The following is a 21307-nucleotide window of genomic DNA, read 5'->3' as shown; positions in this document are numbered from 1 at the left end:
TGATGCGCCCTACAGTTCACGACATTGCTGCAGAAGCAGGCGTCAGCCTTGCGACCGTCGACCGGGTTTTGAACAATCGCCCGGGAGTCAGGTCGGTCACGCGTGACAAGGTCGAGCGCGCCATCGCGACGCTCGGTTATGTCAGGGACGTGGCGGCGGCCAACCTTGCCAAGGGCCGCAGCTATCCGCTGATCTTCATCCTGCCCGAGGGCGAGAACGCCTTCATGCGCGGCCTTGAGGCCGAGGTCGAGGCGGCAAGGGCGCGCTCTGCCGTCGAGCGCACCGATATTTCCATCCTCTCCGTTCCCGCCTTCGATGCGACGGCGCTGGCCGATGCGCTCGACGAAGCGTGCAGCCGTGAGCCGGCCGGCGTTGCCGTCGTTGCGGTTGAAGCGCCGGAAGTGGTGGCGGCCGTCGGGCGGCTTCGCGAAGACGGCATTGCCGTCGTCACGCTCGTCTCCGATCTGACCGGGTCGGAGCGCGACCATTTCGCCGGTGTCGACAACATTGCAGCCGGGCGCACAGCCGGCAGTCTGATGCGGCGTTTCCTGGGTGGTCGCGACGGGCCGGTCGCCATCGTTGCCGGCTCGATGCTGGTCAGAGACCACCGGGATCGACTTGAAGGCTTCAGTGCCGCCGTCAGCGAAGGGGCGGACACGCGGCATCTGTTGCCCGTGGTCGAGGGGCACGACGATCCGACCGAGGTCGAGACGCTGGTTCAGGATCTGCTGGCCGCGCATGCGGACCTTGCGGGCATCTACAGCCTCGGCGCTGGCAATCGCGGCCTGATCGCGGCGCTCGAAAAGGCCGGCCGGCAGTCCGAAATCTGCGCAATAGCCCACGAGCTGACGCCCTACAGCCGTGCCGCCCTGATCTCGGGCACGATCGATGCGCTGCTCAACCAGGATGCGGGTCATGAGGTGAGGAGCGCCATTCGCGTGCTGAAGGCGCGCGCCGATGGGCTGTCGATGATCGAGGCGCAGGAGCGCATCCGCATCGACATCTTCCTGAAAGACAACCTGCCGGTCGAGCCGGCGTAATATTTTGAATTTACACAATTCCTGACGGAAAATCGTTGCGCGCTTTTCCTGTGGTTGCTCTCAATGGAGGCCTACATGTATCTCGGACTGGATCTCGGCACGTCGGGCGTCAAGGCGATGCTGATGGACGACAATCAGCGCATTGTCGGCTCGGCTTCCGGCGCGCTCGACGTCTCCCGGCCGCATCCCGGCTGGTCGGAGCAGGATCCGGCCGAATGGGTGCGCGCCACCGAGGAGGCAATCGCCGGCCTGAAGGCGGCGCACCCGGCAGCTCTTACGGCCGTGCGCGGCATCGGCCTTTCCGGCCAGATGCATGGCGCGACGCTGCTCGATACCGACGACAAGGTGCTGCGCCCCTGCATCCTGTGGAACGACACTCGCAGTTTTCGCGAGGCGGCCGCACTCGACGCCGACCCGCAGTTCCGCGCCATCACCGGCAACATCGTCTTCCCGGGATTTACAGCGCCCAAACTCGTCTGGGTGCGCGAAAACGAGCCTGAGATTTTCGCCAGGGTGCGCCGAGTGCTTCTGCCGAAGGACTATCTGCGCCTGTGGCTGACCGGCGAGCATATCTCTGAAATGTCTGATTCTGCCGGGACCTCGTGGCTCGACACCGGCAAGCGTCGGTGGTCCGAAAGCCTGCTTGCAGCCACCGGCATGGAAGAACGGCAGATGCCGGATCTCGTCGAAGGGACCGACGCGGCCGGAAAGCTGCGGTCTGAACTTGCCGCACGTTGGGGAATTTCCGGCGATGTCGTGGTTGCCGGTGGCGCCGGCGACAATGCGGCGTCCGCTTGTGGCATGGGAACTGTGGGTGAGGGCCACGCCTTCGTTTCGCTCGGCACGTCGGGCGTGCTGTTTGCCGCCAATGCCAGCTACCTGCCGAACCCCGCGAGCGCCGTTCATGCCTTTTGCCATGCGCTGCCGAACACCTGGCATCAGATGGGCGTCATCCTGTCGGCGACCGATGCGCTCAACTGGTATTCGGGGGTTGCCGGTCGCAGCGCGGCCGACCTCAGCGCCGAGCTCGGCGAGACGTTGAAGGCGCCAAGCGGCGTGACCTTTCTTCCGTATCTTTCCGGCGAGCGCACGCCGCACAACGATGCCGCCATCCGCGGCGCCTTTGCCGGGCTCGGCCACGAGAGCAGCCGGGTGGTGCTGACGCAGGCGGTGATGGAAGGGGTTTCTTTCGCCATTCGCGACAGCCTCGAAGCCCTGCGTGCCGCCGGGACGACGCTTTCGCGGGTGACGGCGATCGGCGGCGGCTCGCGCTCGCGCTACTGGCTGAAGTCGATCGCGACTGCGCTCGACCTTCCGGTCGATTTGCCCGCCGATGGCGATTTCGGTGCCGCCTTCGGTGCCGCGCGCCTGGGGCTGATCGCGGCAACCGGTGCCGATCCGGTTGCGACCTGCACCGCGCCGAAAACAGCGGAAACGATCGCGCCCGACGCCGACCTGGTGCCTGCCTATGAGGCGGCCTATCAGCGCTACCGGCGCCTTTATCCCGCCATCAAGGGCGCGACGACGTGACCGCGCCGCGCCCTTCCATGGTTGTTGCCGACCCAGCGCACTTACTGCGCCGGTACCTTATCGATGAAGCCGGTGACCTGCTTCAGCCGGCCGTTCTCGATCAGGCCGACATCGGTGCCTTCGATCACGGAATCGACACCTTCGGGGCCGAGCGCCCAGGAGAAGCGGATCGTGTCGGCAAAGCCGTCGGGCGTGCCCTTGAGCGTGAAGACGAAGCCGGGGAACTGGCCCTTGACGCCGGCGATCAGGCCGCCGATGCCCTCGTGCCCGTCACCCTGCATGATCGGGTCGCGGTAGGCGACGTCGGCGGTAAAGGCCTTTTCGATCAGTGCGTTGCGGCTTCCGGCCTCGGCGTTCCAGGCGGCGATATAGGCTTCGGCGATCTGGTTGAAGTCGTTCATCTGAATGTTCCTTCGTTTGGCGTTTCGATGCCCAAGCTATCGCCCGCCGAGGGAATGAAACCAATTACCTTCCACGTAATGGCCGGACGTTTCGCAACTGCGACGCCGGCACACCATCTTTGAGAGGAGCTACACCGTGAGCACGGGATTTTTCGGCGATATCGCCAAGATCAAGTATGAGGGACCGGAGAGCCGCAACCCGCTCGCCTTCCGCCACTACAACAAGGACGAGGTCGTCTTCGGCAAGCGCATGGAAGACCACCTGCGCTTCGCGGTCGCCTACTGGCACACCTTCGTCTGGCCGGGCGGCGACCCATTCGGCGGACAAACGTTTGAGCGCCCGTGGTTCAAGGACACGATGGACGCGGCCAAGCTGAAGGCGGATGTCGCCTTCGAATTTTTCCAGTTGCTCGGTGTTCCCTACTACTGCTTCCACGACGCCGACGTGCGGCCGGAAGGGCGCAACTTCGTCGAGAACACCAGGAACCTCAACGAGATCGTCGACTACTTCGAAAAGAAGCAGGCGGATACCGGCGTCAAGCTGCTCTGGGGCACGGCCAATCTCTTCTCAAACCGTCGCTACATGTCGGGTGCCGCCACCAATCCGGATCCGGACGTGTTTGCCTTTGGGGCCGCGACAGTCAAGACTTGCCTTGACGCCACCCACCGCCTCGGCGGCGAGAACTACGTGCTTTGGGGTGGGCGCGAGGGCTATGAGACGCTGCTTAACACCGACCTGTCTCGCGAGCTCGACCAGCTTGGCCGCTTCGTCAACCTCGTGGTCGAATACAAGCACAAGGTCGGCTTCAAGGGCGCGATCCTGATCGAGCCGAAGCCGCAAGAGCCGACCAAGCACCAGTACGACTACGACGTCGCCACCGTCTACGGCTTCCTGAAGAAATACGGCCTGGAAAAGGAAGTGCAGGTCAACATTGAACAGGGCCATGCGATCCTTGCCGGTCATTCCTTCGAGCACGAGCTGGCGCTTGCCAATGCGCTCGGGATCTTCGGTTCGATCGACATGAACCGCAACGACTACCAGTCGGGCTGGGATACCGACCAGTTCCCCAACAACGTGCCGGAAATGGCGCTCGCCTATTACCAGGTCCTGGCCGGTGGCGGCTTCAAGTCCGGCGGCACCAACTTCGACGCGAAGCTGCGTCGCCAGTCACTCGATCCGGAAGACCTCTTGATCGGCCACATCGGTGGCATGGACTGCTGCGCTCGCGGCCTCAAGGCGGCCGCCCAGATGATCGAAGACAAGGCATTGTCCGCGCCGCTCGATCAGCGCTACGCCGGCTGGCAGGTGCCTGAGGCGAAGAAGATGCTCGACGGCGGTTTCTCGCTGGAAGAGATCGAAGCCTGGGTGCTGAAGTCCGACCTCAACCCGCAGCCGAAATCCGGCAAGCAGGAACTGCTGGAGAACGTCGTCAACCGCTACGTTTGATGCGGCAGTCGCATACCTTTTGTGAACACGGGGCGGAGGGAAACCTTCGCCCCTTTTTCTGCCCTGAATGCTCGTCTGCGGGCTCCAGGGATGCCTCGAGCTGATCTGCGAAAACTGTCCTTCGGCCGGTTGCTCCATGCAAAAAATCTGCTAGTTTCTGCGCCTGCAACGTTTCAGGTTCTTCAGTAGAAGCGAAAATGAAATCCAATTCCGCTTCTTCCTGTCGTTGGCCTAACAGGCCGGCCTTGCCGGCAGCCATAGCATCAGGAGGATGTTTGGGATGAAAACGATCAAGGGCCCCGGCCTGTTTCTGGCGCAGTTTGCGGGCGATGTCGCACCGTTCAACTCGTTTGCGTCGATTGTGAAATGGGCTGCCGATTGCGGCTACAAGGGTGTGCAGGTGCCGACATGGGATGCGCGGCTGATCGATTTGAAGAAGGCGGCGACGTCAAAGGCCTATTGCGACGAGCTTTTGGGCATTGCCCGCGACAACGGTGTCGAGATCACCGAGCTGTCGACCCATCTGCAGGGCCAGCTGGTCGCCACCCATCCGGCCTATGACGAGGTGTTCGACGGCTTTGCCGTGCCGGAAGTGCGCGGCAATCCGAAGGCCCGGCAAGAGTGGGCGGTCGAGCAGGTGAAGCTGGCGCTGACGGCCTCGAAGAACCTGGGGCTTGATGCGATGGCGAGCTTTTCAGGCGCGCTCGCCTGGCCGTTCGTCTATCCCTGGCCGCAGCGGCCGGCCGGCCTGGTCGAGACCGCCTTCGACGAACTGGCGAAACGCTGGAGGCCAATCCTCGACCATGCCGAGGACTGCGGCGTTGATATCTGCTACGAGATCCATCCGGGCGAGGACCTGCACGATGGCGTCACCTATGAGATGTTTCTCGAGCGCACCGGCAACCATGCCCGCGCCAACATGCTCTACGACCCCTCGCACTATGTGCTGCAATGCCTCGACTATCTCGACAACATCGACATCTACAAGGATCGCATCCGGATGTTCCACGTCAAGGATGCCGAGTTCAACCCGACGGGTCGGCAGGGCGTCTATGGCGGCTACCAGGGCTGGGTCAACCGGGCCGGCCGCTTCCGCTCGCTCGGCGACGGCCAGGTCGATTTCGGCGCGGTGTTTTCCAAGATGGCGGCCAATGATTTTGCCGGCTGGGCGGTGGTGGAATGGGAGTGCTGCCTGAAGCATCCGGAAGACGGCGCGCGCGAGGGGGCCGAGTTCGTCAAGCACCATATCATCCGGGTCACCGACAAGGCCTTCGACGACTTTGCCGACGGTGGCACCGACGAGGCGGCCAACCGGCGGCTGCTGGGGATTTGAGGCGTAGCCGCGGGCGGACCCGGAGCTTGCCTTTGCTGTAGCCGCGATCTCTGATTGAACCGCTGCCATGGCGCAAGCGGCTGCCCTTCACCCTAGCCCTCTCCCCGCAGGCGGGGAGAGGGGACGTGGCAAACGGATGCGGCCGAGAATGGGAAGACTTGGGGGAAGCACAAGCGGTGCGACAAGTCCTTTCTCCCCGCCTGCGGGGAGAAGGTGCCGGCAGGCGGATGAGGGGCTACGTCCCCAATATGGGCGGCCCCACAACAACAAGATGGACAGACACGAGGAGACAGGACGATGGCAATCGAGGGAACGAGCGAGAAGCGCGAGCGGCGGATCCGGCTCGGCATGGTCGGCGGCGGTTCGGGCGCCTTCATCGGCGCGGTGCACCGCATCGCAGCGAGGCTCGACGATCACTACGAGCTGGTGGCCGGCGCCCTGTCGTCGACACCGGACAGAGCCGAAAGCTCCGGCCGCGAACTCGGGCTTGATCCGTCGCGGGTCTATTCCGATTTCAAGCAGATGGCGATCCGCGAGGCCAAACTGAAGGACGGCATCGAGGCGGTGGCGATCGTCACCCCCAACCACGTGCACTATGAAGCGGCCAAGGAGTTTTTGAAGCGTGGCATCCATGTGATCTGCGACAAGCCGCTGACCTCGACGCTGTCGGATGCGAAGAAGCTGAAGAAGGCGGCCGACGACAGCGATGCGCTGTTCGTGCTCACCCACAACTACACCGGCTATCCGATGGTGCGCCAGGCGCGCGAGATGGTTCAAAACGGCGACATCGGCGCCGTCAGGCTGGTGCAGATGGAATATCCGCAGGACTGGCTGACGGAGAATATCGAGCAGTCGGGCCAGAAGCAGGCGGCCTGGCGCACGGATCCGGCCCGCTCGGGCGCCGGCGGCTCGACCGGCGACATCGGCACGCATGCCTATAATCTCGGCGCCTTCGTCTCCGGGCTGGAGCTCGAGGAACTCGCCGCCGACCTCGACAGTTTCGTGCCGGGCCGCCAACTCGACGACAACGCCCATGTGATGATGCGCTTCAAGGCCAAGGACGGCGAACGGGCCAAGGGGCTCTTGTGGTGCAGCCAGGTGGCGCCGGGCCATGAGAACGGGCTGATGGTCAGGGTTTACGGCACCAAGGGCGGACTGGAATGGACGCAGAAGGATCCGAACTATCTCTGGTACACGCCGTTCGGCGAGCCGAAGCGGCTGATCACACGTGCGGGTGCGGGCTCTGGCGCTGCTGCTGCCCGCGTCAGCCGCGTGCCCTCAGGCCATCCCGAAGGTTATCTCGAGGGTTTTGCCAACATCTACAGCGAGGCGGCGCGGGCGATCTTCGCCAAGCGCAAGGGTGAGGCCATCGACCCCGCCGTCACCTATCCGACCATCGACGACGGCATGAAGGGCATGGCCTTCGTCGACGCCTGCGTCCAGTCGTCAAAACGAAACGGGGCGTGGGTAAAGCTGTAACCGGAAAGCTTGCCGACAGGGCAAGTGCGGGGGATGCCCCGCCCTTTCTCGTGAGTTGACTTTTGCCGGGCTCGCTTTAGGCCGACCCGCAAGAAAAATGAAAATACACGAAGGAAAGCGGCCGCCCGCCGGATGCGGGCCGCTGCAAAGGACGAGACAGGCTGATGATCGAAGCAAAGACCCTTGCCCGGCGTTTCCCGGGCGATTTCGTGTTCGGGGTGGCGACCGCCTCCTTCCAGATCGAGGGCGCCACCAAGATGGACGGGCGCAAGCCATCGATCTGGGATGCCTTCTCCAACATGCCGGGCCGGGTCTTCGGCCGGCACAACGGCGACATCGCCTGCGATCACTACAACAGGCTGGATGAGGATCTCGATCTGATCAAGAGCCTCGGCGTCGAGGCCTACCGGTTTTCGATCGCCTGGCCGCGCATCATTCCGGAGGGCGTCGGTCCGATCAACGAGAAGGGTCTCGACTTCTACGATCGTCTCGTCGACGGTCTGAAGGCGCGCAACATCAAGGCCTTCGCCACGCTCTATCACTGGGACCTGCCTCTGGCGCTGATGGGCGACGGCGGCTGGACGGCGCGCAGCACGGCCTATGCCTTCCAGCGCTACGCCAAGACCGTCATTGCCCGTCTCGGCGACCGGCTCGATGCGGTCGCGACCTTCAACGAGCCCTGGTGCTCCGTCTGGCTCAGCCATCTCTACGGTATCCACGCGCCGGGCGAGCGCAACATGGATGCCGCCCTGCACGCGCTGCATTTCACCAATCTGGCCCATGGCCTGGGTGTCGATGCCATCCGCTCGGAGCGGCCGAACCTGCCGGCCGGCATCGTCATCAATGCCCATTCGGTCTATCCCGGCAGCGATAGCGATGCCGACAAGGCAGCTGCCGAGCGTGCCTTCGATTTCCACAACGGCGTGTTCTTCGGGCCTATCTTCAAAGGTGCGTATCCCGAGAGCTTCCTGAGCGCGCTCGGGGACCGCATGCCCGAGATCGAAGACGGCGATATGGCGACGATCTCGCGCCCGCTCGACTGGTGGGGCCTCAACTACTACACGCCGATGCGGGTCAGCGACGATCCGACGCCAGGCGTCGAGTACCCTGCGACGGTCAATGCCAAGCCGGTCAGCGACGTGAAGACCGACATCGGCTGGGAGGTCTATGCGCCGGCGCTCGGCCAATTGGTCGAGACGCTCAACGCCCGCTACGACCTACCCGATTGCTACATCACCGAGAATGGCGCCTGCTACAACATGGGCGTGGAAGACGGTGCGGTCGATGACCAGCCGCGGCTCGACTACATCGCCGAGCACCTGTCGGTGACGGCAGACCTGATCGCCAAGGGTTATCCTATGCGCGGTTACTTCGCCTGGAGCCTGATGGACAATTTCGAGTGGGCCGAAGGCTACAGGATGCGCTTCGGCATCGTGCATGTGGACTACGAAACGCAGGTGCGCACGATCAAGAAGAGCGGTCACTGGTACAAGACACTGGCCGAGGAATTTCCCGGCGGCAATCACATCTAGGGATCAGGGCCTTGCGCGCCCTACGAAGCGCGCAAGGCCCCCTATTAATCGAGGCGTCGCGAAACCGCCTTGCGCACCGGCAGCACTTCGAGGCTACCGCGATCGAGCTGGGCGAGCACTTCCTTGAAGCCGAAACGCGGCTTCCATTCGAGCGCGCCGATGGCGGCACTCGGGTCGTAGATCCGGTCGATCGCGGTGGGCAGCGGCCAGCCGCGTTCGGCAAAGGCCTGGGAAAACTTGCTTGCCCGCTCGCGCAGAACGGCATCCGCATCGCCCGCCAGATGCCGGCAATCCGTCGGTAGGAAGGCCGGCTCGCCCGAAATGATGAAGCGCTGGAAGGCGGGGCCGTCATTGTCGAGCGCGGCTGCATGGGCGTCGGCCACATCGCGGACGTCGATGCCGCGGTGCAGCCGATAGGCGGCCATGCGGTCGGCCTGTTCCGGAAAACACCTGGACATGCGCAGGACGCGGACGTGCAGCCCCCGGTCGGCGGCATTTTCAAGCAATGCTTCGGCAGCAAGCTTGGTGTGGTGGTAGATCGTGTGCGGTTGCGGCGCCGTTTCCTCGGTGATCCAGGCGCAGGCATTCGCCTTGACCGCATGGCCGTAAAGCGCCGTCGTGCTGGTGAAGACGATGCGGCCGACGCCGGCGGCTTGCGCTGCGGCAATGACCAGATGAGTGCCCATCACATTGACCCGCTCGAACTCCGCGTCGGGGATCGTCTCGACGTGCGGCGCATGCAGTGCTGCCGTGTGAATGACGGCATCGGCGCCTTGCATGGCGCGCTCGAGCAGGACGCCATCGACAAAGTCGCCGGTAATGTCAGTGGTCGCGAAAGGGGCACGATCGATGCCGACCACGTCATGGTGAGGCGCCAGCGCATTGTAGATTGCCCGGCCGACGCGTCCCGAACTTCCGGTCAAAACGATGCGCATCCGAATTCCTGTCCTTCTTGTCTGTCTTGGCGTGTTCGTAGCAGAGAACGGCGGCCAGTAAACCGTGGTGGCGCGGTATTCCCTTCACGGCGTGAAACCATCAACGACTGCGTGAGGCCATCATTCCGGTGCGTAGTCCGAAGCTATGCGCCTCAGCCCCTTGATCCGCCAACTGCCGTTGTTCTATGCGTTAGCGATAGCGAATAGGCGTGCGGGGCACGCCTGGGGGACCATCGTTCATGGAAATCTTCACCTCTGCCGGGCTGCTGGCGCTTCTGCAGGTCATCGTCATCGACCTGGTTCTGGCCGGCGACAACGCTGTCGTCATCGGCCTTGCGGCCGCCGGCCTGCCGGCCGAGCAGCGCCGCAAGGCGATCCTGGTCGGTATTCTGGCTGCCACGGTGCTGCGTATCGCGCTTGCCAGCGTTACCGTGCAGCTTCTCGACATCATCGGACTGCTGTTGGCCGGCGGGCTCCTGCTTCTCTGGGTCTGCTGGAAGATGTGGCGTGAGATCCGCGCCGGCGGAGCGGAGGATTTCGAAGGCGAGGGCGCCAATTCGGCGCCGCGAAAGACCTTCCTTCAGGCCGCCATCCAGATCGTCATTGCCGACGTGTCGATGTCGCTCGACAACGTGCTGGCAGTTGCCGGTGCTGCGCGCGAGCATCCGACGATCCTCGTCTTCGGTCTCATCCTGTCGATCGCGCTGATGGGCATCGCCGCCAGTTTCATCGCCCGGCTGCTCAACCGCTATCACTGGATCGCCTATGTCGGTCTCGCCATCATCCTTTATGTGGCGCTCAACATGATCTATCGCGGCTCGCTCGAAGTCTGGCCGCATCTGGAGCCGGTTGCCCACGCCATCGGTGTCTGACCGCCCACGACACATCGCCTGCATCGGCCCGCTTGTCGGGCCGATGCCCGCCCGTCCACGGGGAGATCCGTCCACGAAAGAGCGGTTTTTTCCGCAAACGCCGTGCAAGGCGGAAAAACATACCTGTAAACACCAATCTCAATTGTCCATAAGCGCCGTGGATTATGTCGCATGTCCTTCCTGCGGCAACGACATTGAACTCACCGGTTGGCTAATGCTAGAGAAGTGCTCCCTGTTGCGAATGCGTTGTCGAATGTCGGCCTGACAAGACGCGCCTTCCATCCCGCGCCATGAGCCCGGGATCTTGAGTTTCGAGCATCCGAGAGCACCTATGTACCCGTCCATAACGATAACGCCTCTTTCGGGGGTATCCGAACGATGAGCGTTTCCGCCTATACAGTCCCGGCGCCGGGCGATGCGGCCGTCATCTTCGACGGCGTATCGAAGCATTTCCCAGCCTCCGGCAAGAGCGACGGCTTTACCGCACTCGACAACGTCTCGCTTTCGGTCGGCCGCGGCTCGATCACTGGCATCATCGGCCGCTCCGGCGCCGGCAAGTCGACGCTGATCCGCCTCGTCAACGGCCTGGAAAAGCCGACGGGCGGCAAGGTGCTGGTCGATGGCGTCGATGTCGGCGGCCTCGATGAGGCGGGCCTTCGCGAGCTCAGGCGCTCTGTCGGCATGATCTTCCAGCATTTCAACCTTCTCTCGTCGCGCACCGTGTTCGGCAATGTGGCACTGCCGCTCGAAATCGCCGGCATGGCCAAGCCCGCCATCGAGAAGCGCGTGCGGCCGCTGCTTGATCTCGTCGGGCTGGCGGACAAGCATGCACGCTACCCGGCCGAGCTGTCCGGCGGCCAGAAGCAGCGGATCGGCATCGCCCGGGCGCTCGCGACCGAGCCGAAGCTGCTGCTTTCGGACGAAGCGACATCGGCGCTCGATCCCGAGACGACGCAGTCGATCCTCGAACTCCTGAAGCGCATCAATGCCGATCTCGGCTTGACGGTGCTGCTCATCACCCACGAGATGGAAGTGGTGAAGGCCGTCACCTCCGACGTTGCCGTCATCGATCACGGCCGCATCGTCGAACGCGGCCACACCTTCGATGTCTTCACCCATCCGAAGCACGAGACGACGCGGGCGATGCTTTCAGGCCTGCCAGGCTCGAAGCTGCCTGACGCCGTATCGCGGGCGCTGAAGCCGCAGGCGGCTGCCGGTGACCGCGCCGTCGTGCGCCTGACCTTCTTCGGGGCGGCGGCAGAGCGACCGCTGATTTCGCAGCTGATCAAGTCGGTTGGCGCCGAGGTCAACATCATTGCCGGCACGATCGACGAGATCGGCGGCCGGCCCTACGGCTCGCTGGTCGTCGCCTATGGTGCCGATGCGGAAACCGCAGGCCGCGCCGAACGCTTCTTCACCGAAAACGGTCTGGTTACGGAGGTGCTCGGCTATGTCGCCTGATATCCTGCTGAAGATCTGGGGCGCCACGCTCGACACGCTCTACATGGTGGCGGCTGCCGGCCTGATCGGCTCGTTGATCGGCGGGCCGATCGGCATCTTCCTCGCAACCAGCGGCAAGGGCGAGCTTTTCCCGGCGCCGATGACCAACCGCATCGTCGGGCTGATCGTCAATGCCGCGCGCTCGACGCCGTTCATCATCCTCGTCGTCGCCATCATTCCTTTCACGCGGCTCCTCACCGGCACGTCGATCGGCACCAAGGCGGCGATCGTGCCGCTGACGATCGCCACAATTCCCTTCGTTGCGCGCCTCGTCGAGGCGGCGATCCGGGAGATCGACAAGGGGCTGATCGAGGCGGCCCGCGCCATGGGCGCGACGCCGATGCAGATCGTCTTCAAGGTGCTGCTCGCCGAAGCGCGGCCGGCGCTGACGATGGCGCTGACCATGACTGCCGTCAGCCTCATCGGCTACTCCGCCATGGTTGGTGCTGTCGGGGGCGGTGGGCTCGGCGACCTCGGCATCCGCTACGGTTACCAGCGTTTCATGCCCGACGTGATGCTCGTCGTCGTCATCGTGCTGATCGTGCTGGTGCAGCTGGTGCAAAGCGCCGGCGACGGGTTGGCGCGCCGTTTCGACAGGCGCAGCCGCAAGAACTGATTTCCCAGGACATTCACATCACTAACAAGGAGATACCCATGAAGAAGCTCATCATTGCTGCGGCAATCGCAGCGCTTTCCGCCGGTGCGGCGTTCGCCGAAACCATCAAGGTCGGCGTCACTCCGGGCGAACATGCCCAGATCATGGAAAAGGTGAAGGAAGTCGCGGCACCCAAGGGCCTCGACATCGAGATCCTCGAATTCTCCGACTACGTCGTCCCGAACCAGGCGCTTGCCGATGGCGACCTCAACGCCAACTCGTTCCAGCACCAGCCTTACCTCGACAACCAGATCGCCGATCGTGGCTTCGACATCGTCAGCGTCGGCACCACCATCACCACGCCGATGGGTGTCTATTCGAGCAAGGTGAAGAGCCTCGACGAGCTGAAGGACGGCGCGACGATCGGTATCCCGAACGACCCGACCAACGGTGGCCGCGCGCTGCTCGTGCTCGCTTCCAAGGGCCTGATCAAGGTCAAGCCGGAAGTCGGCCTGAAGGTGACCCCGTCCGACATCACGGAAAACCCGAAGAACATCACGTTTGCCGAACTGGACGCAGCCCAGCTGCCGCGCTCGCTCGCCGACGTCGACGCGGCCGTGATCAACACCAACTACGCGCTCGAGGCCGACCTTCACCCGAAGGAAGACGCCATCGCCATCGAAGGCGAAAAGTCGCCCTATGCCAACGTCATTGCCGTGCGCACTGCCGACAAGGACGCGCCTTGGGTGAAGACTCTGGTTGAAGCCTACCACGACGAATCCGTCCGGACCTTCATCAACGACACCTTCAAGGGCGCGCTGATCCCGAGCTGGTAATTTCTGGCGCGCAAAACCGAACATCGAACCGCGCGCCGCATCCCGGCGCGCGGTTTTCTTTTGAATGCGGGTCGCTGCGCGCTATGTTTGCTGCAATCTCGGGAGGAGGCAGGCATGAAAGGTGGATGTCTCTGCGGTGCGATCCGGTATGAGACCAGGCGTGCGCCGTCCTATTCCGGGTTTTGCCACTGCCGCGATTGCCAGCGGGTCACCGGTACCGGTCACTGCTGCTACATGATCTTCGATCGCTCGGACGTGGCGATATCGGGCACGTGTCGTGCTTACGAGAAGCGTGCCGAAAACGGCAATCTGACGATCCGTTACTTCTGCGAGACCTGCGGCAGCCAGCTCTTCGGCTCCGGCCCGCCTGATGATTACCGCTGGTCAATCTATGCCGGCACGCTCGACGATCCCTCTGAATTCACACCGACGGAAGCAATCTTTACTCGCAGCCGGCCCGAATGGGATCGCGCGGCGATGGTGCTTGAGGAATGTGAGGCGCTGCCGGGCTAGAGAAGCGGCGCCGAGATTTGCCCCGCACCCTAACCCTATCCCCGCAAGCGGGGCGAGGGAACGTGGACTGGCCCGCGGGCTTGCCGGACGTGGTGAGCTGGATGTGGACGGGGGCTCTTTGGAGTTGGGGCGGTGCGGCACAAATCCCTTCGCCCCGCCTGCGGGGAGAAGGTGCCGGCAGGCGGATGAGGGGCATTTTCTGCGAAAAGATCAGCTTCCGAGGTGTTTTTCGCCGCGTTTTTTCGCAAGTGAGATCTGGCGCTGCCGTTGGCGATACCGCTCGCGGTCCTCGTCGGTGCGCACTTCATGACAATGAATGCAGGATACACCGTCCTCGTGATGCGGCGAGGCGAGGTCGGCAGGGGTCAGTGGCTGGCGGCAGGCGTGGCAGAGCGTGTGCTCGCCCTCTTCCAGCCCGTGCGTGACCGACACGCGGTCGTCGAAGACGAAGCAGGCGCCTTCCCAGAGGCTTTCTTCCTGCGGCACCTCTTCGAGATACTTCAGGATGCCGCCCTTGAGATGGAAGACTTCGTCGAAGCCCTGTTCCTTCATGAAGGCCGTGGCCTTCTCGCAGCGGATGCCGCCGGTGCAATACATGGCGATCTTCGGCTTGTTGTGCAGGCCGGTGTTGTTGCGCACCCAGTCGGGGAACTCGCGGAAAGTCTTGGTCTGCGGGTCGACGGCACCCTTGAAGATGCCGATCGCTGTCTCGTAATCGTTGCGCGTGTCGATGACGATCGTTTCCGGATCGGAGATCAGCGCATTCCAGTCCTTCGCGTCGACATAGGTGCCGACGATCTTGTTGGGGTCGATGTTGTCGACGCCCATGGTGACGATTTCCTTCTTCAGCCGCACCTTCATGCGCAGGAACGGCATCGCCGAGGCACGGCTTTCCTTGTATTCCAGGCCCGTGAATTCGGGCTGGGAGCGCAGATAGGACAACACCGCCGTGATGCCGGCATCGGTGCCGGCGATCGTGCCGTTGATGCCTTCATGGGCGAGAAGCAGGGTTCCCTTGACGCCGTTCTCGTCGCAGACGGCTTGCAGCGGCTCGCGGAATTCGGCGAAGCGCGGGAAGGCGACGAAATGATAGAGCGCTGCGACCATGAACTGGCCATGCGTCTCCGGGCGCGGGGTCGTTGAAATGTCGGTCATGGGCCGTGCAAATACAGCTTTCGCGCGGCAAGTGCAATCCGGACCTCCCGCGCAGGGCCATCTGTCGCGGCTCGGGACTAGCGGCTGGCCTCAAGCCAGAGCAGCCGGACGGTCCGGCTCTCGTCATCAGGCGCGTCGAGGAAGACGTTTCTTGCGCGGTCGAGCGCTTCCAAGCGCAGGGTCTCCTGCCGCGCGATGACGGCGGAGATCAGATAGGCCTGATCCTGGCTGTTGCCGGCGAGACACGGATTCTCGTTGACGACGGAGGTCATGACGTCGAGGTCGTTGAGGTGGCCGAGGACATCGACCAGCGCCTTTGCATCCAGGCGTTTTGCCTCCATCGCCGAGGGCCACGCGTCACGCATCAGGGCCAGGTGCATGCGGTAATCCTGCGCCCGCTTGCGCAACTCGTGGAAGGCGGCCGCCTCGGTGCTGGCCCCACACGCTTCGCGAGCGCGGGCTGCGCGCTTCAGCGTGCGGCGCCAGCCCTTCGCCAGCCGGTCCGCCGTCTTACCGCGACGGTCGTCGAAGGTGACATGGGCGAGCGCTGCCATCGCCTGCTCGCAATTGACGATGGTGGCCGCGATCCTGTCGTCGAGATCGGTTTCGCTGGCTGCAATCCGGTCGCGCCGCTCGAGCAGTCGCGAACAGACGTGGTCGAGCGCCTTCTCTTCGTCGTCATTGCGGGCACCTTCATGCAGATAGCGGGCATTTTCGACGAGTGCGGCTGCGTCCCGGACGGTGGAGAGATTGCGCGCCATGTCGCGGATGCGGGCATTCTCCTGCCTTTGAAACAGCGGTGCGTCGGCGGCAACGAGCCGGTAGAGCGCGCGTATGCGTTTGAAACATTTGCGGGCGCCGTGGATCGCCTCGTGCACACCATCAGGGCGAAGCCGAAGGAGTTCGACCGCCTGCTCGAATTGTTCGGCACCCACCCGCTTGAAATCGTCGGTGAAATCCCGTGTCGGTCGGAAGGCGTAGCTCATGCCTGTTCTTCCACGAGTCCGTCAGTGGCAAGCGACTGGTTGGAATAGCGGCGGTCCCCGGTGATCTCACGGCCGAGCCATTCGGGAAGTGCCGGCAGATCCGTTTCCCGCTTCATCTCGACCTCGGCAACGACCAGCCCTTTCAGCGCGCCTTCGTAGACGTCGACCTCCCAGGTGAAGCCCTTGTGCGGCACGCGGAAGCGCCGCTTTTCGATGACGACGCCGACCGCCTGTGTCAGCATCTCCTGCGCGTCGTCCATCGACACGTCATACTCGTATTCGTTACGCACCAGCGCCGACTTGCCGATCTTGATCGTCAGCCGTGCCCATTTGTTGCCGTGGATCCGAACACGCACGGAGCGGTCGTCCATGGTCACGACATAGGCTTGCCTGAGCTGCGTGCCCTTGTCCGCTTGCTCCCGCCATCCGTCGGAGGCCACCAGGAACTTGCGCTCTATCTCCTTCGCCATGGGTATCCCGCATTTCGAGAGGGTCGATGGTCATCAAACTATCGTTTTACGGGAAAGGCTCAAGTATCTCTTTGTTGTCGAAGTTATTTTATTATTTACTCATATGCGATCGGTGGCCGCGCTCTTCCTTCGGTCTCGACAAGCGGCGGCAGGCGGAGTATGCGGGGACGCATATTCAATCGTTTTAAAAGGACGATCTGCATGAGCGTGAAAACCGACAAGCTTCTTTCCATCCTCAAACTTCAGCCGGTCGTGCCGGTTCTGGTGATCGACGACGTGGCGACCGCCGTGCCGCTGGCGCGCGCACTTGTCGCAGGTGGGCTGAGAGCGATCGAGATCACCTTGCGCACGCCGGCAGCCCTTGAGGCGATCAGCGCCGTTGCCAACGAGGTCGAGGGTGCGGTGGCCGGCGCCGGTACCATCCTCAATGCTGCCCAGTTCGAAGCGGCGATCGAAGCGGGTTCGCAGTTCATCGTCAGCCCCGGCACGACGCAGGAGCTGATCGACGTTGCCAGGGACCACGACGCCCCGCTGTTGCCGGGCGCTGCGACCGCCAGCGAAGTCATGGGCCTGCGCGAAGAGGGCTATGAGGTCATGAAGTTCTTCCCGGCCGAACAGGCCGGCGGTGCCGCCTATCTCAAGTCGCTGTCGTCGCCGTTTGCCGGCACCTTCTTCTGCCCGACCGGCGGCATTTCGCTGTCGAACGCGCGCGACTACCTGTCGCTGCCGAATGTCATCTGCGTCGGCGGTTCGTGGGTGGCGCCGAAGGATCTGGTCGCCAAGGGCGACTGGGCCGGCATCACCAAGCTTGCTGCCGAAGCCTTTGCGCTCAAGGGCTGAGACCCGTTCCATCGCCTGAAGAGTTTTAAGGCCGAGCCAAGCGCTCGGCCTTTTTCGTGTGCAACGCGAATTTGTATTTTCACTGCAACGTTCCTATGTCTCAATCGATTTGACGGGACGGGTGCAGGCGGCGCCCAGTTTCGCACGTTGTTTCAACCGCCTGGAACCGACAAGGAGCGAGACCCCATGTTCGACGCGAAGAAATTGCTGGACCAGTTTCTGGGATCGCAGGTGCCGGGAGCCGGTGGATCGGTGCGTGACCGCGCCGGCCAGGTAACGCAACTCGCCAAGGACAACCCGCTGGCAACCGGTGCCATCGCCGCCGTCCTGCTCGGAACCAAGTCTGGCCGGCAGCTGACCGGCAATGCGGCCGTGCTCGGCGGGCTCGCTGCCATCGCCGGCCTCGGCTACCAGGCCTACAAGAACTACCAGTCCGGCAATGCTCCGGTCACCGATCCGGCCGCCCAGAGGCAGCCTGAACTCTTGCCGCCGCCGACCGATTCCGGATTTGCCGCAGAGCCGGAAAAAATCAGCCACGATTTCGCGCTTGTTCTCGTACGCGCCATGATCGCCGCCTCGCGCGCGGACGGCCATATCGACGAGGTCGAGCGCCGCCACATCATGGACAAGCTGTCGGTGTCCGGCCTGTCGGCGGATGCATCGGCGTTCCTCGAGGGCGAGCTTGCCAATCCTGTTGATATCGACGCCATCGTCAGCGCTGCGAAGACCGAAGAAGAGCGCGTTGAGGTCTATACCGCTTCGCGCCTGACGATCGAACCGGAAAGCCGCGCCGAGCGGGGCTATCTCGATCTGCTCGCCGGTCGCCTCGGCCTTCCCGATGCGCTCGTCGACCATATCGAGGCGACGGTGTCATCGGCCAAGGTACCGGCCTGATCATTTCGCTCATGGATTGATCACCAGTTTGAATTTGTGTCGGCCGCTTCTCTGCCCTATGCCGAAGACGATAGCGACGCGCGTCTTACCGGACGCGCAAAGGTCGCTATAGCGCTTTGAATTGCTGCAGCAGGAGAGGTGGCCGATGCGTGATCTGAGCAACTGGAAGGGATGTCCGGCGCCGAAGGCGGTAGCGATCGAAGGTCGATACGTCAGGCTTGAGCCCTATGACCGTGCGACGCACAGGCAGGACCTGTGGGACGGGCTCGGCGGTATGGGCATCAATCCGCTGCTCAAGTATTTCGCGCAGGCCGATTTCGGCGGCATCGACGATTTCGACACCTGGCTGACCACCGCCCAGGAAAAGGGCGGTTGGGTCACGGAAGTGTTTCGTGACAAGGCGAACGGCAAGGTCGTCGGCATGGCGAACTACATGCGCGCCGATCCGGCAAACGGCGTCGTCGAGGTCGGGTCCGTTGCGCATGGCGCGGCGATGGCCCGCTCGCCACTGTCGACCGAGGTGCATTACCTCATGGCCAAGCACATCTTCGAGGATCTCGGCTATCGCCGCTACGAGTGGAAATGCAACAGCGAGAACCAACCAAGCCGGACGACCGCACTGCGCCTCGGCTTCAGTTTCGAAGGCATTTTCCGCCAACATATGATATCCAAGGGCGGCAACCGCGATACGGCCTGGTACTCGATGATCGACAGCGAATGGCCGCTGCTCAATGCCGCATTCGAAAACTGGCTGTCGCCTGATAATTTCGATGCCGATGGTCGTCAGAAGCGGCGACTGGAAGATATTCGCGCGGACCTCGCGCCAAAGGAGTGAGCGTGAACGCGCCCGAGAAGACCAGAGAAAACCAGGCCCCCAAGGAAAAGTCGCCGGCGATCGCCGCGGCAGTCATTCTGGCCGTCGTCGGCATCGGCTTTTTCGTGCTGCCGTCGATAATGCTGAGGCTCGGCGATATCTCGGTGTGGCTGGCCGGCGCCTTCGGCGTCGTCTTCGTTCTCGGCTTCTTCCTGATTTTCTGGCTGCGCGCGCGCCATCAGCGCAAGCGCGGCCTCTAGAGCGTTTCCGATTTAGACGGAAACACAGAAACGCTCTATGTCTCTGTTTTTGCGCATTTCCTTACGGAAAACCGCGCCGCACTTTTCCTGGAAGTGCTTTAATCCAACGCGGGACGCCGTAAGAGTGTCAGCTCTGCAGCGCGGCGCCCAGCAGGACCAATCCCAAGATAATCACGAGCAGGGCTCCTGATATCTCGATACCGTTCGAGATGCGGGCGGCCGATGCGGCGCTTGATGCGTAGCGCACGGCAAAACCCTTTGCCGTGACAGCCAGCGTCGCCAGGATCGACACGGTGATCGCCGTGCCGATCGACATGGCGAAGACCGACAGGATGCCGCCGAGATAAAGGCCGTTGAGAAGCGCGAAGGACAGGACGATCAGTGCGCCTGAGCATGGCCTAAGGCCGACGGCGACGATCGCCGACCAGGCCTCGCTCACGGCGAAGCGATCGCCCTTCAGCATCGACGGATCAGGCGCATGCGCATGGCCGCAGCTCGAGCAGACCTCGCCGACGCCATGGCTGTGGCCGTGATCATGCCCATGATCGTGGCGATGGTGAGCATGATCGTGATGATCATGGTGATGACCGTGCTCGAGATGAACATGGCCGCCGCCCGCCGTTGCCATCAGAGCCGACGGGCGCATCATCGAGCGCAGCTTGCGAAACAGGAGCCAGCCGCCGAAGGCGGCGATCAGCGCGTAGCTGGCGATTTCCAGGGAGCGCGTGGCGTCGGTCATGCTGATCGAGGATCCGCGCAGAACCAGATAGACGGCGCCGACGAGCAGGATGGCGACGACACCCTGCAGGATCGACGACATGAAGGAGAGCAGTACGCCGCGTTTCAGCTCGGTCTCGTTGGCGATCATGTAGGAGGAGATGACCGCCTTGCCGTGGCCGGGGCCGGCGGCATGGAAGACGCCATAGGCGAAGGAAAGGCCGATCAGCGACCAGAGCTGCCAGGGGTTATCGCGCATGCCCTTCAGCGCGCCGGTGAGTGTGCGATAGAACCCTTGCTGCTCGGCGTTTACCCAGGCGAAGAAACCGCCGAGGAAGCCGGTGGTCTGGAAGGATGGTTCGGCCGTGCCGATGCCGAGCGGCGACTGCGCCGCTGCAAGGCCGGTCGTGAGGGCGGTTAGCACGAGCGTGGCGACAATCAGGCCGCCGATCCTGCGGGTGTTCAGCATGTGATCTCGATCCGGGTTGCAAAGAGCTTCGACATGTCGGTGCCGGTCGGATCGCTCCAGAAGGCATCGGTCAACGTATCCTTGTTTTCAGCGAGGACTTCGTCAGGATCAGGGCGGACCACCTTGTGCTCGCAGGCTGAGATCTTGTCGCCGACCACGGTCAGGTCGTCGTCGGTCGGGAAGTCCATGGCCGTATACATGGTCGGGTCGTAGACGCCGAAGGAGAGCTTGCCCTTGAGCGGCATCGGCTCGGCCGGCTTGACCGCGAAGATCATCAGCAACTGGCCGTCCTTGTAATCGACGGTGATGTGCTCGGGCTTGCTGACCTTGATGGATTTGCCGTTTTCGAGCGCTGTTGTGTAATAGTTGTACTCTGCCAGCGATTCCAGCACTGTCTGGCCGACTTCCGCCAGCTCGTCCGGGTCGAGCGTCGCGTTCGAGTTCTTGTCGAAATCCAGCACGACACTGGCGGAAAACAGCTCGTCGAAACGCCAGACGTTCCTGAGCTCGCTCACTTCACCCTTGTCGTCGGAGGCCACTTCGAGCCGCGCCTCGGCGAAGATGTGCGGGTGAGCTGAGACCAGGGTCGGCGCAAGCAGGGTGGCGAGGCCGGCCATGACGAGGCGCTTAATTCTCATGAAACGGCAATCCTTCTGGTCGGGCCTTCTGGTCGGAGGCGTGTTGGCGCC

Annotated in this window: 22 protein-coding genes; 15 read left to right on the top strand and 7 right to left on the bottom strand. The window is 63.2% G+C overall.

Annotation, left to right across the window (positions count from 1 at the left end):
* The first annotated feature begins 2 nt into the window (after positions 1 to 2).
* Entirely contained in the window at positions 3 to 1040 is a 1038-nt protein-coding gene (locus tag LPJGGPFB_RS30950) for a LacI family DNA-binding transcriptional regulator (protein WP_173423730.1), read from the top strand.
* Positions 1041 to 1115: 75 nt separating this feature from the next.
* On the top strand, positions 1116 to 2570 hold the full coding sequence (gene xylB, locus LPJGGPFB_RS30945; RefSeq protein WP_173423729.1) for a xylulokinase: 1455 nt from the start codon (positions 1116 to 1118) through the stop codon (positions 2568 to 2570).
* 41 nt (positions 2571 to 2611) lie between these two features.
* Here the strand turns inward: xylB and LPJGGPFB_RS30940 are convergent, their stop codons facing one another.
* Positions 2612 to 2971, bottom strand: coding sequence for a nuclear transport factor 2 family protein (locus LPJGGPFB_RS30940; protein WP_173423728.1), 360 nt, complete (start codon positions 2969 to 2971; stop codon positions 2612 to 2614).
* 136 nt (positions 2972 to 3107) lie between these two features.
* Between LPJGGPFB_RS30940 and xylA the strand changes: the two genes are divergently transcribed.
* The 4 genes from xylA (at position 3108) to LPJGGPFB_RS30920 (ending at position 8762) form a co-directional block, all read left to right on the top strand.
* Positions 3108 to 4418 (top strand): xylose isomerase, encoded by a 1311-nt coding sequence (gene xylA / locus LPJGGPFB_RS30935; RefSeq protein WP_173423727.1) that lies wholly within the window; start codon positions 3108 to 3110, stop codon positions 4416 to 4418.
* Between the two features lie 280 nt (positions 4419 to 4698).
* On the top strand, positions 4699 to 5751 hold the full coding sequence (locus tag LPJGGPFB_RS30930) for a sugar phosphate isomerase/epimerase family protein (RefSeq protein WP_173423726.1): 1053 nt from the start codon (positions 4699 to 4701) through the stop codon (positions 5749 to 5751).
* Positions 5752 to 6048: 297 nt separating this feature from the next.
* Positions 6049 to 7230, top strand: a complete 1182-nt coding sequence (locus tag LPJGGPFB_RS30925) for a Gfo/Idh/MocA family protein (protein WP_173423725.1) — start codon at positions 6049 to 6051, stop codon at positions 7228 to 7230.
* A gap of 164 nt (positions 7231 to 7394) precedes the next feature.
* Complete coding sequence (locus LPJGGPFB_RS30920) at positions 7395 to 8762, top strand: GH1 family beta-glucosidase (RefSeq protein ID WP_173423724.1); 1368 nt, start codon at positions 7395 to 7397, stop codon at positions 8760 to 8762.
* A gap of 44 nt (positions 8763 to 8806) precedes the next feature.
* On the opposite strand, the gene LPJGGPFB_RS30915 is transcribed toward LPJGGPFB_RS30920, so the two are convergent.
* Positions 8807 to 9697, bottom strand: a complete 891-nt coding sequence (locus LPJGGPFB_RS30915; RefSeq protein ID WP_173423723.1) for an NAD-dependent epimerase/dehydratase family protein — start codon at positions 9695 to 9697, stop codon at positions 8807 to 8809.
* Between the two features lie 239 nt (positions 9698 to 9936).
* Between LPJGGPFB_RS30915 and LPJGGPFB_RS30910 the strand changes: the two genes are divergently transcribed.
* The 5 genes from LPJGGPFB_RS30910 (at position 9937) to LPJGGPFB_RS30890 (ending at position 14013) form a co-directional block, all read left to right on the top strand.
* The gene (locus LPJGGPFB_RS30910) at positions 9937 to 10569 is read left to right on the top strand and encodes a TerC family protein (protein WP_173423722.1); all 633 of its coding nucleotides are present in this window, start codon (positions 9937 to 9939) and stop codon (positions 10567 to 10569) included.
* 378 nt (positions 10570 to 10947) lie between these two features.
* Complete coding sequence (locus LPJGGPFB_RS30905; RefSeq protein ID WP_173423721.1) at positions 10948 to 12030, top strand: methionine ABC transporter ATP-binding protein; 1083 nt, start codon at positions 10948 to 10950, stop codon at positions 12028 to 12030.
* The gene (locus tag LPJGGPFB_RS30900) at positions 12020 to 12685 is read left to right on the top strand and encodes a methionine ABC transporter permease (RefSeq protein ID WP_115419179.1); all 666 of its coding nucleotides are present in this window, start codon (positions 12020 to 12022) and stop codon (positions 12683 to 12685) included. The genes LPJGGPFB_RS30905 and LPJGGPFB_RS30900 overlap by 11 nt, the downstream gene beginning before the upstream one ends.
* A gap of 38 nt (positions 12686 to 12723) precedes the next feature.
* Positions 12724 to 13500 (top strand): MetQ/NlpA family ABC transporter substrate-binding protein, encoded by a 777-nt coding sequence (locus tag LPJGGPFB_RS30895; RefSeq protein ID WP_173423720.1) that lies wholly within the window; start codon positions 12724 to 12726, stop codon positions 13498 to 13500.
* 114 nt (positions 13501 to 13614) lie between these two features.
* Positions 13615 to 14013, top strand: a complete 399-nt coding sequence (locus tag LPJGGPFB_RS30890) for a GFA family protein (protein ID WP_173423719.1) — start codon at positions 13615 to 13617, stop codon at positions 14011 to 14013.
* A 210-nt stretch (positions 14014 to 14223) separates the two neighbouring features.
* Here LPJGGPFB_RS30890 and trhO read toward each other — a convergent pair whose 3' ends face one another.
* The 3 genes from trhO to LPJGGPFB_RS30875 form a co-directional block, all read right to left on the bottom strand.
* Positions 14224 to 15168, bottom strand: a complete 945-nt coding sequence (trhO, locus tag LPJGGPFB_RS30885) for an oxygen-dependent tRNA uridine(34) hydroxylase TrhO (RefSeq protein WP_173423718.1) — start codon at positions 15166 to 15168, stop codon at positions 14224 to 14226.
* 77 nt (positions 15169 to 15245) lie between these two features.
* Positions 15246 to 16154: a CHAD domain-containing protein gene (locus LPJGGPFB_RS30880; RefSeq protein WP_173423717.1), complete on the bottom strand. Its 909-nt coding sequence runs from the start codon at positions 16152 to 16154 to the stop codon at positions 15246 to 15248.
* On the bottom strand, positions 16151 to 16624 hold the full coding sequence (locus LPJGGPFB_RS30875; protein WP_173423716.1) for a CYTH domain-containing protein: 474 nt from the start codon (positions 16622 to 16624) through the stop codon (positions 16151 to 16153). Before LPJGGPFB_RS30875 ends, LPJGGPFB_RS30880 begins: the two co-directional genes overlap by 4 nt.
* 201 nt (positions 16625 to 16825) lie before the next feature.
* Here LPJGGPFB_RS30875 and LPJGGPFB_RS30870 point away from each other — a divergent pair, with 201 nt between their 5' ends.
* From LPJGGPFB_RS30870 to LPJGGPFB_RS30855, 4 genes are all read left to right on the top strand, one after another.
* On the top strand, positions 16826 to 17464 hold the full coding sequence (locus LPJGGPFB_RS30870) for a 2-dehydro-3-deoxy-phosphogluconate aldolase (protein WP_173423715.1): 639 nt from the start codon (positions 16826 to 16828) through the stop codon (positions 17462 to 17464).
* Positions 17465 to 17650: 186 nt separating this feature from the next.
* Complete coding sequence (locus LPJGGPFB_RS30865; RefSeq protein WP_173423714.1) at positions 17651 to 18358, top strand: tellurite resistance TerB family protein; 708 nt, start codon at positions 17651 to 17653, stop codon at positions 18356 to 18358.
* Between the two features lie 145 nt (positions 18359 to 18503).
* Positions 18504 to 19193 (top strand): GNAT family N-acetyltransferase, encoded by a 690-nt coding sequence (locus LPJGGPFB_RS30860; RefSeq protein WP_173423713.1) that lies wholly within the window; start codon positions 18504 to 18506, stop codon positions 19191 to 19193.
* Between the two features lie 2 nt (positions 19194 to 19195).
* Positions 19196 to 19432 carry a hypothetical protein gene (locus LPJGGPFB_RS30855; RefSeq protein ID WP_173423712.1) on the top strand — a complete coding sequence of 79 codons (237 nt, stop codon included), beginning with the start codon at positions 19196 to 19198 and terminating at the stop codon, positions 19430 to 19432.
* A gap of 127 nt (positions 19433 to 19559) precedes the next feature.
* On the opposite strand, the gene LPJGGPFB_RS30850 is transcribed toward LPJGGPFB_RS30855, so the two are convergent.
* The gene (locus LPJGGPFB_RS30850) at positions 19560 to 20618 is read right to left on the bottom strand and encodes a nickel/cobalt transporter (RefSeq protein ID WP_173423711.1); all 1059 of its coding nucleotides are present in this window, start codon (positions 20616 to 20618) and stop codon (positions 19560 to 19562) included.
* Positions 20612 to 21256 carry a DUF1007 family protein gene (locus tag LPJGGPFB_RS30845; protein WP_173423710.1) on the bottom strand — a complete coding sequence of 215 codons (645 nt, stop codon included), beginning with the start codon at positions 21254 to 21256 and terminating at the stop codon, positions 20612 to 20614. The genes LPJGGPFB_RS30850 and LPJGGPFB_RS30845 overlap by 7 nt, the downstream gene beginning before the upstream one ends.
* Between the last annotated feature and the right edge of the window lie 51 nt (positions 21257 to 21307).

Origin of the sequence: Ensifer adhaerens (genome assembly GCF_013283195.1) — a bacterium.
Classification (GTDB): Bacteria; Pseudomonadota; Alphaproteobacteria; order Rhizobiales; family Rhizobiaceae; genus Ensifer; species Ensifer adhaerens_G.
The sequence above is the reverse complement of the archived record's forward strand: the minus strand, read 5'-3'. Positions and strand labels throughout refer to the sequence as shown.